Origin of the sequence: Aeromonas sp. 61P (genome assembly GCF_051919545.1) — a bacterium.
Lineage (GTDB): Bacteria > Pseudomonadota > Gammaproteobacteria > Enterobacterales > Aeromonadaceae > Aeromonas > Aeromonas veronii.
The window spans coordinates 713,931-725,000 of record NZ_JBQBEL010000001.1; the positions used below are offsets into that span (position 1 = coordinate 713,931).

Below are 11,070 nucleotides of genomic sequence, written 5' to 3' on the forward strand. Positions count from 1 at the left end.
CTCAGCTCTCCACATCCGGTTGTTCCTGTTGCTCTTCATCCTCTTTCTTCACGTAGAAGCGGGCGAAGAACAGACCAATCTCCCACAGCGCCCACATCGGAATGGCGAGCAGGGTCTGGGAGAAGACATCAGGCGGCGTCAGCAGCATGCCGACCACAAACACCCCGACGACAACGTAAGGACGTTTCTCCTTCAGGTTTTGCGGTGTGGTCACGCCAGTCCAGCAGAGCAGTATGGTCGCCACCGGAATTTCGAACGCCACCCCGAACGCGAAGAACAGGGTCAGTACGAAGTCCAGATAGCTGGCGATGTCGGTCGCCACCGTCACCCCGGCAGGGGCGGTACTGGTGAAGAAACCGAACACCAGCGGGAACACCACATAGTAGGCGAACGCCATCCCCGCATAGAACAACAGGGCACTGGAGACCACCAACGGCATGATCAGGCGCCGCTCATGCTGGTACAGACCGGGGGCGATAAAGGCCCAGGCCTGATAGAGCAGATAAGGGATCGCCACGAAGAAGGAGACCACCAGGGTCAGCTTGATCGGCGTCAGGAAGGGGGTCGCCACATCCGTCGCGATCATGCTGGTCCCTTCCGGCAGCTGGCTGAGCAGCGGCTGGGCCACGAAGTCGTAGATGTTGTTGGAGAAGTAGATCAGCGCCAGAAACACCACCAGAATGGCGGTAATGGAGCGCAGCAAACGGGTTCTCAGCTCAACCAGATGGCTGATCAGGGGTTGTTCGGCCTGACTCATGGCTTCACCTCCCCTTTTACTGCAGAGTCGCTGACCGGCACCGGCTCGCTCTCCCGCTGGCTGTTGACCGGCGGCACGTCGTGGCTCAGCTGCACTGCAGGCTCCACCGGCGTGACAGGCTCAGCCTGGGCGACCGGCTCAGGGCGCGGCGGACGGATCTCGTTCTCCACCTGATAGGGGCGATTGACCGACTGGGCCGCCGCTTTGAGCTGTTCGATGGACTCCTGCAGCTCGGGGCTCAGGTTGCTCATCTGCAACTGTTCGGCCTTCTTGAGGTCGTTATGCAGCTCTTGCAACTTGAGCTCCTGCTCCAGCTCTGACTTGACCGAGTTCGCGGTCGAACGAATGAGGCGGATCCAGTGGGTAGCCGTGCGGATGGCAACCGGCAGCCGCTCGGGCCCCAGTACCACCAGTGCTACCACACCGATAACGACCAGCTCCCAAAAACCGATATCGAACATGGCTTAGGCCTGGTCTTTGTCTTTCTGCTTGGCGGTCTCACTGCTCTGAGTGGCCGCTTCGTTTAGCTGTTTCGGGGGAAACTCGGCATCTTTCTGCTCGGCCTTGGCATCAGCCGGCTCGTCGGAGAGGGCTTTCTTGAACCCTTTGACCGCCGCACCCAGATCACCGCCAATGCCGCGCAGTTTCTTGGTACCGAACAGCAGCACGACGATGACTGCAATGATCAACAATTGCCAAATACTGATACCACCCATGATTTTCTCTCCAGAACAGGCGCCTGACGGCGCGGTTGTTGATTAATGGGAACGGGTTCGCAACCAGCCGACCAGCCAGCAGAGGGCTGCACCGGCGAGACTGGCTTGTCCCCACTCAATGTGTTGTTTTTGGGTCAGCAAGAATACACCCGCCAATAGCAGGCTGGCTCCAACCCCTAAGAGGTAGCGGGCCTGCCCCTGCCGACGGCTGTGACGGCGGAACTCGGCAAACATCTGGTCGAAATGACGCTGCTGATGACGGGTCTGGCGCAGGGTCTCGTAAACCAGCTCGGGCAGTTCCGGCAGCTTCTCCGCCCAGAATGGCGCCTTCTCCTTGATGGCGTTCAATACCGACTTGGGCCCCACCTGTTCGTGCATCCAGTTTTCGAGGAACGGCTTGGCGGTCTGCCACAAATCGAGCTGCGGGTAGAGCTGACGCCCCAACCCTTCCACATAGAGCAGGGTCTTTTGCAGCAGCACCAGCTGCGGCTGCACCGTCATATGGAAGCGACGCGCGGTGTTGAACAGGTTGAGCAGCACGTGACCGAACGAGATCTCGGAGAGCGGCTTCTCGAAGATAGGCTCCAGCACGGTGCGGATGGCAAACTCGAACTCGTCCACCTTGGTGTCTGCCGGTACCCAGCCCGACTCCACGTGCAGCTCCGCCACCCGACGATAGTCTCGGTTGAAGAAGGCGAGGAAGTTCTCCGCCAGATAGCGTTTGTCTTCCCGATTGAGGGTACCGACGATGCCGCAGTCGATGCCGATCCAGAGCGGGTTTTCCGGATGTTCGTAAGAGACGAAGATGTTGCCCGGGTGCATATCGGCGTGGAAGAAGCTGTCGCGGAACACCTGGGTGAAGAAGACCTCCACCCCGCGCTCGGCCAGCAGCTTCATATTGGTGCCGTTGGCTTCCAGCGCTGGAATGTCGGAGACCGGAATACCGTAGATGCGCTCCATCACCAGCACCTGCTCGCGGCAGAGATCAGTGATGATTTCAGGCACATAGAGCGCTTCGGAGCCGGTGAAGTTGCGCCGTAGCTGGATGGCGTTGGCCGCTTCGCGCATCAAATTCAGCTCGTCGAGGATGGTCTTGCGATACTCCTCCACCACCTCGATGGGGCGCAGTCGCGCGCTCTGGGGCACAAAACGGGCAACCAGACGGGCCAGCGCCTGCATCAGTCGCAGGTCGGCCTCGATGACAGGCTCGATGTCGGGACGGATCACCTTGATGACGATCTCGCGGCCACTCTCCTTCAGGCGGGCAGTATGCACCTGCGCGATGGAGGCCGACGCCAGCGGCGTCTCGTCGAAGTCGTCAAACAGGGTTTCGATGGGACAACCCAGGCTCAGCTCGATCTGCTGGCGCGCCGCCTGACCACAGAAGGGGGGCACCCTGTCTTGCAGCAGAGCCAGCTCTTCGGCGATATCCGGCGGCAACAGGTCGCGGCGGGTCGAGAGCATCTGGCCAAACTTGATGAAGATGGGGCCGAGGGCCTCGAAGGCGAGGCGGATGCGGGCACCGCGGCTGAGATCCGGTTGTTTGTTCTTGAGCCAGAACAGGGAGCGACGGGCCAGACGACCCGGCCAAGGTTGATAGCGGGCGGGCACCAGTTCGTCGATGCCCTGCTCCAGCAGGATGGTGATGATGCGATAGAGGCGTTTGAACTCCTTCGGGGTCATCAGGTCACCTGCTGTTCGAAGCGGGCCAGCCGCAGTTCGACGGCCTTGAGCTGCTGGGCCAGCACCTCGACGTCATCGTTGAAACTCGCCACTTCCAGCGGGCCGGGGGCGAGGCGGGCCTCTTCGGTCAGATATTCCGCCAGCTGGCTGCGGGTGCGGCACAGCTCGCGACCGACCAGACGACGCGCCTGACGGGCACCACTGAACAGGGTGTGGGCCAGCACGTCGCCGGTATAGCGCGACAGCTCCTCCTCCCAGTCGATATCCAGCTCACCCAGCAGCACGCTGAATGCCTGCACCAGCTGGGGATCACCGCTCAGATCCAGCTTCTCCTCGCGGATATAGCGGGTCAGGGCGGAAGGGTCTTTCAGCAGACCGAGGGCTGTCAGCGACAGGCTGAGCACCGCATCGGCCTCCCCTTCATGCTGGGCCAGCACATCGAGCCGACGCTCGGAGAAGACAAACCAGAGCGGCTTGAGTTCACGCAGCTCCAGCTTGAGCACCTTGCCCACCAGTTTGCGCAGCCGCTCCGGGCTCTGTTTGTCCAGCGCCAGCAACTGGTTGAGGCTGGTTTCGATCACCGCGGTGACCATGGCATCCATCGGCATAGGCAACCTTAAAACTTGTAACCGCGGTGCAGGGCGACCACACCCTGAGTCAGATTGAAGTACTCCACCTGCTCGAAACCGACATTTTCCATCATGCCAGCCAGGGTTTGCTGATCCGGGTGCATGCGGATGGACTCTGCCAGATATTTGTAGCTTTCACTGTCGTTCGCGACGATTTCGCCCATTTTCGGCAGCAGTTTGAAGGAGTAGAGGTCATAGAGCTTGGCGATCACTTCACTGACCGGCTTGGAGAACTCCAGCACCAGCAGACGGCCACCCGGCTTGAGCACCCGGAACATGGAGGCGAGCGCCTTGTCCTTGTCGGTGACGTTGCGCAGACCGAAGCCGATGGTGATGACGTCGAAGTGGTTATCCGGGAAGGGGAGCGCCTCGGCATTGGCCTGCACGTAGGAGACGTTGTTGGCGACCCCCAGATTGCGCAGCTTGTCGCGGCCCACTTTCAGCATGGAGTCGTTGATATCCGCCAGCACCACCTGACCGGTCTCGCCGACGATACGGGAGAACTTGGCGGTCAAGTCACCGGTACCACCGGCCAGATCCAGCACCTTCTGGCCCTTGCGCACACCGGAACAGTCGATGGTGAAGCGCTTCCACAGGCGGTGGATGCCGAACGACATCAGATCGTTCATCAGATCATACTTGGCTGCCACCGAATGGAAGACACCTGCTACCAGAGTTTCCTTCTCGGTCGCGGCCACGGTTTTAAAGCCAAAATGCGTTGTCGTTGCTTGTTCTGACATCCCTTAAACACCCATAGAGCAAAGAATGGCCGCCAGTTTACCAGAGCCACTGGCGTCCGGACACCTTAAACCCGGCTCGCAACCAACTGCATGCCCAGCACCACCATGGCCAGACAGAGGAAGAGATTGAGACCGATATTGAGCAGCGCTTTCAGATAGGCCCCATGTTGAGCCAGCACTACCGTATCGAGGGCAAAGGAAGAAAATGTGGTCAGGGCACCGAGGATCCCCACCATCAGCAGCGGCTTCATCGGGTGTTCCACCACGTGACCGTGGCTGATGAGGGCGAATGCCACCCCCATTATGAAAGAGCCCACCACGTTGACCACCAGAGTCCCGTAAGGAAAGTGGCGCCCCAGCAGCAAGGCCATCAGTTCGGCAATCCCAAAACGAAGGCAGGCGCCGATGGCGCCCCCTGCAGCAACATAGAACCAGGTTTGCATGGTGTCACTCCCTCAGGGTCAGGCCGCCATTATGTCGCAATGGCGGCCCTTGTGCCCAGAGGCGGAACTAATCGACATCCAGCCTGATTGAAATCTCAGCGGCGAAAATCGATGGGCTCTGGCTGACCCAGCACGATTTCGGTCTGGGCCGGACGGGTCTGGGCAATCACCTTGCCGTGGCGGATCGAGTAACGCACCGGCACCTGACGGCGCACCGCATCGAAGCCGTTCTCGGCAGGCAGGATCAACAGGTTGGCCGGTTTGCCCACCTCGATGCCATAGCGATCCTGCACGTTCAGGGTGCGGGCGCTGTGGCTGCTGATCAGCTTCAAGCCGTCGTTGATCTGCTCGTAGCCCATGATCTGGCAGACATGGAGCCCCATGTGCAGCACCTGCAACATGTTGGCGGTGCCCATGGGATACCAGGGATCGAACACGTCGTCGTGACCGAAGCAGACGTTGATGTTCGCCTCCAGCATCTCCTTCACCCGGGTAATACCGCGACGTTTGGGATAGGTATCGAACCGTCCCTGCAGGTGAATGTTCACCAGCGGATTGGCCACGAAGTTGATGCCTGCCATCTTGAGCAGCCGGAACAGGCGGGAAGCATAAGCGCCATTGTAGGAGTGCATGGCAGTGGTGTGACTGGCGGTGACTCTATGACCGATACCCCGCTCGTAGGCGAGAGTCGCCAGCGTCTCGATAAAACGGGACTGCTCGTCATCGATCTCGTCGCAGTGCACATCGACCAGAACCTGATACTTCTCGGCAAGATCGAAGATGTAGTGCAGACTTTCGACCCCATATTCCCGGGTAAACTCGAAGTGGGGGATCGCGCCAATCACGTCGGCACCCAGCTTGAGTGCCTCCTCCAGCAGTGCCTTGCCATTGGGGTAGGAGAGGATCCCCTCCTGCGGGAAGGCGACGATCTGCAGCTCCACCCACTCCTTCATCTCCTCCCGCACCTCCAGCATCGCCTTGAGCGCCACCAGATTGGGGTCGGAGACATCGACATGAGTACGCACAAACTGGATGCCGTTGGCGATCTGCCACTTCAGCGTCTGGATGGCACGCTGTTTCACATCCTCATGGGTCAGCAGCGCCTTGCGCTCGGCCCAGCGCTCGATCCCCTCGAACAGAGTGCCGGAGAGATTCCAGCTCGGCTCACCGGCCGTCTGGGTGGTATCGAGGTGAATGTGGGGTTCGATAAAGGGGGCGATCGCCAGACCGCCCTCCCCGTCCAGCACCCGACCGGCGACGGCATGTTCGTCATGGGGTTCGATGGCGGTGATGACCCCATCCTGACAGCGGATCTGCCACAACCCTTCCCGACCGGCCAAACGAATATGTTGAATCAGCATTTATTAGCTTCCTGTACCAGAACCGGCCGCGGGGTGAGGCGAACCAGAATGAAATAGGTGAAGGCGGCGCCCAATACCGCGTTGAGTGGCACTATGCCCGGCAGCCACTTGCCGACAGCCACCCCGACTGCCGTGGCGACCAGCGCCTGCCAGCGCACCGTCTCGAACTGCTGATCGGCAAATTGACGGTAATGCTCACGATTGAGCAGGAAATCCATGATGATAATGCCACCGATCGGCGGAATTGCCGTACTCAAAAAGGCCAGCCAGCCGACAAAGTTGTTGTAGAGCCAGAGGGCGCAAGCGGTACCGACTAGGCCGTTGATCACGCTGAGTGGCTTACTCTTGAGACCGGTAATATTGGCAAAACCGAGGCCGGAGGCGTAGAGAGCGTTGTCGTTGGTGGTCCAAATATTGAGGCCCAGCACCAGAATGGCGGGGATCAGCAGCCCCTGCATCAGCATCACTTCCGAGATATCGGCCTGTCCGGTCACGGCCGCGCCGGCTGCACCAAAGACGAACATTAGCGTGTTGCCCAAAAAAAACGCCACCATGGTAATCATGACGGCGCCCCAGGGTTTGCGACCAAATCGAATAAAATCGGCGGTCAGGGTTCCTGCGCTAATAAAGGAACCGACCACCATGGTCAATGCCGTGGTGAACTCGATGGGATTGCTTGGTTGTACCTGCTGCAGCGCAGCCATGCCTCCGGTCGAGGTCACTGCCAGCCAGACCGAGTAACCACCGAGCAGCGCAATGGCCGGTACCGCCACAAAGCTCAACACCATCAGGGCGGAGATTCCGAAGTAGACGGTTATCGTCATCAGAATACCCGAAATGGCGATGAGCCAGTTCACATCAATGCCGGTCGCCTTCTGCACCGGCAGCGCAAACATGGCGACACCGACGCCAAACCAGCCGACCTGAGTACCGCCCAGCAGCAGGGATGGCAACCAGGAACCTTTCACCCCAAACGAGTAACGAGCAAGCAGATGGGTAGAGAGACCGGTTGAAGCACCGATATAGCCGAGACAGGCGGTGTAGATACCCAGCAGCAAGTTGCCAAGCAGTACCGCCTTGATGAAATCATCAAACACCAAGCCGGTGCCCAGCGCACCACCGGTCCACATGCTGGCAGAGAAGAAGGTCAGGCCGAGCATCACCAGCATCAACGACAGCACACCTTTGCGCCCTTTGGCGGGTACCGCCCCCAAACAGTATTCGTTATCCTGCGCCATGCTCTCTCTCCACGTAATAGGCAAAACGCGCCGGATTTTACATGGAAAACGTTTTACGTCAATCAATCATGGTTAAATCTCTGGATAAAACCATCAATAGCAGTCAAATGAGTAACACACCGGGACTCAAATCAGCAGATAAACTGTGTCGACTGCAAGCAGAGGGGGTTACGGGAATAGGGAATGTAAGGGGATATCACAAAAATGACAGATGCAAAAAAGCCTCCCTTTTCAGGGAGGCTTTCTATTTAATGGTGCTGATACCCAGAATCGAACTGGGGACCTCATCCTTACCAAGGATGCGCTCTACCGACTGAGCCATATCAGCACACTAACCGGTAAAGACCACGCTGGGCGTAATCTTGAAATTGGGTGCCTGGCAGTGTCCTACTCTCGCATGGCGAATGCCACACTACCATCGGCGCTACCGCGTTTCACTTCTGAGTTCGGCATGGGATCAGGTGGTTCCACGGCGCTATGGCCGCCAGGCAAATTCTTCAATCCAGAAAGCTGACGTGAATAACGATGTTGCTCGTGGCTTGTCGTTATCACTGAATTAGTAGTTCGCTTGGTATCTGTTACAAGCCTTAGAACACTTCTTGGGTGTTGTATGGTTAAGCCTCACGGGTAATTAGTACGGGTTAGCTCAATGCATCGCTGCACTTACACACCCCGCCTATCAACGTTGTGGTCTCCAACGGCCCTTTAGGACCCTCAAGGGGTCAGGGATGACTCATCTCAGGGCTCGCTTCCCGCTTAGATGCTTTCAGCGGTTATCGATTCCGAACTTAGCTACCGGGCAGTGCCACTGGCGTGACAACCCGAACACCAGAGGTTCGTTCACTCCGGTCCTCTCGTACTAGGAGCAACTCCCTTCAATCATCCAACGCCCACGGCAGATAGGGACCGAACTGTCTCACGACGTTCTGAACCCAGCTCGCGTACCACTTTAAATGGCGAACAGCCATACCCTTGGGACCGACTTCAGCCCCAGGATGTGATGAGCCGACATCGAGGTGCCAAACACCGCCGTCGATATGAACTCTTGGGCGGTATCAGCCTGTTATCCCCGGAGTACCTTTTATCCGTTGAGCGATGGCCCTTCCATTCAGAACCACCGGATCACTATGACCTACTTTCGTACCTGCTCGACCTGTCCGTCTCGCAGTTAAGCTGGCTTATGCCATTGCACTAACCTCCTGATGTCCGACCAGGATTAGCCAACCTTCGTGCTCCTCCGTTACTCTTTGGGAGGAGACCGCCCCAGTCAAACTACCCACCAGGCACTGTCCGCGAGCCCGATTCAGGGCCCTGCGTTAGAACATCAAACATACAAGGGTGGTATTTCAAGGACGGCTCCAGCGCAACTGGCGTCACGCCTTCAAAGCCTCCCACCTATCCTACACATGTAGGTTCAATGTTCAGTGCCAAGCTGTAGTAAAGGTTCACGGGGTCTTTCCGTCTAGCCGCGGGTACACCGCATCTTCACGGCGAATTCGATTTCACTGAGTCTCGGGTGGAGACAGCATGGCCATGGTTACACCATTCGTGCAGGTCGGAACTTACCCGACAAGGAATTTCGCTACCTTAGGACCGTTATAGTTACGGCCGCCGTTTACCGGGGCTTCGATCAAGAGCTTCGCTTGCGCTAACCCCATCAATTAACCTTCCGGCACCGGGCAGGTGTCACACCCTATACGTCCACTTTCGTGTTTGCAGAGTGCTGTGTTTTTGATAAACAGTCCCAGCCATCTGGTCACTGCGACTCCCGACAGCTCCATCCGCAAGGGACTTCACCATCAAGAGCGAACCTTCTCCCGAAGTTACGGTTCTATTTTGCCTAGTTCCTTCACCCGAGTTCTCTCAAGCGCCTTGGTATTCTCTACCCGACCACCTGTGTCGGTTTGGGGTACGATGACTTGTAATCTGAAGCTTAGAGGCTTTTCCTGGAAGCAGGGCATCAATGGCTTCCACACCGTAGTGTGTTCGTCTCGTGTCTCAGTGTTGTGTCTCCGGATTTGCCTGGAAACACCACCTACGCACTTTCACCAGGACAACCGTCGCCTGGCCCACCTAGCCTTCTCCGTCCCCCCATCGCAATTACAAGTCGTGCAGGAATATTAACCTGCTTCCCATCGACTACGCCTTTCGGCCTCGCCTTAGGGGTCGACTCACCCTGCCCCGATTAACGTTGGACAGGAACCCTTGGTCTTCCGGCGAGGAGGCTTTTCACCCCCTTTATCGTTACTTACGTCAGCATTCGCACTTCTGATATCTCCAGCATACCTCTCGATACACCTTCGCAGACTTACAGAACGCTCCCCTACCACTCACACATAAGTGTGAATCCGCGGCTTCGGTGCCTGGTTTGAGCCCCGTTACATCTTCCGCGCAGGCCGACTCGACTAGTGAGCTATTACGCTTTCTTTAAATGATGGCTGCTTCTAAGCCAACATCCTAGCTGTCTGAGCCTTCCCACATCGTTTCCCACTTAACCAGAACTTTGGGACCTTAGCCGGCGGTCTGGGTTGTTTCCCTCTTCACGACGGACGTTAGCACCCGCCGTGTGTCTCCCGGATATTACTTACTGGTATTCGGAGTTTGCATGGGGTTGGTAAGTCGGGATGACCCCCTAGCCCAAACAGTGCTCTACCCCCAGTAGTATTCGTCCGAGGCGCTACCTAAATAGCTTTCGGGGAGAACCAGCTATCTCCGAGTTTGATTGGCCTTTCACCCCCAGCCACAGGTCATCCCCTAACTTTGCAACGTTAGTGGGTTCGGTCCTCCAGTTGATGTTACTCAACCTTCAACCTGCCCATGGCTAGATCACCCGGTTTCGGGTCTACACCTTGCAACTAGACGCCCAGTTAAGACTCGGTTTCCCTACGGCTCCCCTATACGGTTAACCTCGCTACAAAATGTAAGTCGCTGACCCATTATACAAAAGGTACGCAGTCACCCCGAAGGGCTCCCACTGCTTGTACGTACACGGTTTCAGGTTCTATTTCACTCCCCTCACAGGGGTTCTTTTCGCCTTTCCCTCACGGTACTGGTTCACTATCGGTCAGTCAGGAGTATTTAGCCTTGGAGGATGGTCCCCCCATATTCAGACAGGATGTCACGTGTCCCGCCCTACTCGATTTCACATCAAGGTTGTTTTCGTGTACGGGGCTATCACCCTGTATCGCCGGCCTTTCCAGGACCGTTCCACTAACTTCCAAGATGCTTAAGGGCTAATCCCCGTTCGCTCGCCGCTACTGAGGGAATCTCGGTTGATTTCTTTTCCTCGGGGTACTTAGATGTTTCAGTTCTCCCGGTTCGCCTCTGTTACCTATGTATTCAGTAACAGATACCCGAGTTATCTCGGGTGGGTTTCCCCATTCGGAAATCTGTGAGTAATAGCGTCTCTTACCGACTTCTCACAGCTTATCGCAGGTTAGTACGTCCTTCATCGCCTCTGACTGCCAAGGCATCCACCATGTACGCTTAGTCACTTAACCATA

General features: G+C 57.4%; 9 protein-coding genes, 1 tRNA gene and 2 rRNA genes. All 12 read right to left on the reverse strand.

Translation table 11 applies throughout. The features are described from left to right. Position 1 precedes the first annotated feature (1 nt). The 12 genes from tatC to ACTG2O_RS03530 all read right to left on the reverse strand — a co-directional run bounded on the left by tatC (position 2) and on the right by ACTG2O_RS03530 (position 11,067). Entirely contained in the window at positions 2-757 is a 756-nt protein-coding gene (gene tatC / locus ACTG2O_RS03475) for a twin-arginine translocase subunit TatC (protein ID WP_005342401.1), read from the reverse strand. Beyond that, positions 754-1,218, reverse strand: a complete 465-nt coding sequence (tatB, locus tag ACTG2O_RS03480; RefSeq protein ID WP_019446666.1) for a Sec-independent protein translocase protein TatB — start codon at positions 1,216-1,218, stop codon at positions 754-756. The genes tatC and tatB overlap by 4 nt, the downstream gene beginning before the upstream one ends. Positions 1,219-1,221: 3 nt before the next feature. Next, complete coding sequence (gene tatA / locus ACTG2O_RS03485; RefSeq protein WP_005339385.1) at positions 1,222-1,473, reverse strand: Sec-independent protein translocase subunit TatA; 252 nt, start codon at positions 1,471-1,473, stop codon at positions 1,222-1,224. 42 nt (positions 1,474-1,515) lie between these two features. Then, entirely contained in the window at positions 1,516-3,156 is a 1,641-nt protein-coding gene (gene ubiB / locus ACTG2O_RS03490) for a ubiquinone biosynthesis regulatory protein kinase UbiB (RefSeq protein ID WP_005339383.1), read from the reverse strand. Next, positions 3,156-3,764, reverse strand: coding sequence for a ubiquinone biosynthesis accessory factor UbiJ (locus ACTG2O_RS03495; protein ID WP_005339380.1), 609 nt, complete (start codon positions 3,762-3,764; stop codon positions 3,156-3,158). The genes ubiB and ACTG2O_RS03495 overlap by 1 nt, the downstream gene beginning before the upstream one ends. 8 nt (positions 3,765-3,772) lie before the next feature. After that, on the reverse strand, positions 3,773-4,525 hold the full coding sequence (gene ubiE, locus ACTG2O_RS03500; RefSeq protein WP_005342396.1) for a bifunctional demethylmenaquinone methyltransferase/2-methoxy-6-polyprenyl-1,4-benzoquinol methylase UbiE: 753 nt from the start codon (positions 4,523-4,525) through the stop codon (positions 3,773-3,775). Positions 4,526-4,590: 65 nt separating this feature from the next. Then, on the reverse strand, positions 4,591-4,968 hold the full coding sequence (gene crcB / locus ACTG2O_RS03505; RefSeq protein WP_005339378.1) for a fluoride efflux transporter CrcB: 378 nt from the start codon (positions 4,966-4,968) through the stop codon (positions 4,591-4,593). A 95-nt stretch (positions 4,969-5,063) separates the two neighbouring features. Beyond that, complete coding sequence (locus ACTG2O_RS03510; RefSeq protein ID WP_019446668.1) at positions 5,064-6,329, reverse strand: cytosine deaminase; 1,266 nt, start codon at positions 6,327-6,329, stop codon at positions 5,064-5,066. Then, positions 6,323-7,567, reverse strand: a complete 1,245-nt coding sequence (codB, locus tag ACTG2O_RS03515) for a cytosine permease (protein WP_019446669.1) — start codon at positions 7,565-7,567, stop codon at positions 6,323-6,325. Before codB ends, ACTG2O_RS03510 begins: the two co-directional genes overlap by 7 nt. 252 nt (positions 7,568-7,819) lie before the next feature. Further along, positions 7,820-7,895 (reverse strand) — tRNA-Thr (locus ACTG2O_RS03520). Between the two features lie 46 nt (positions 7,896-7,941). Beyond that, positions 7,942-8,056, reverse strand: a 5S ribosomal RNA gene (rrf, locus tag ACTG2O_RS03525). Positions 8,057-8,177: 121 nt separating this feature from the next. Then, positions 8,178-11,067 (reverse strand): 23S ribosomal RNA (locus ACTG2O_RS03530). Positions 11,068-11,070: the final 3 nt, after the last annotated feature.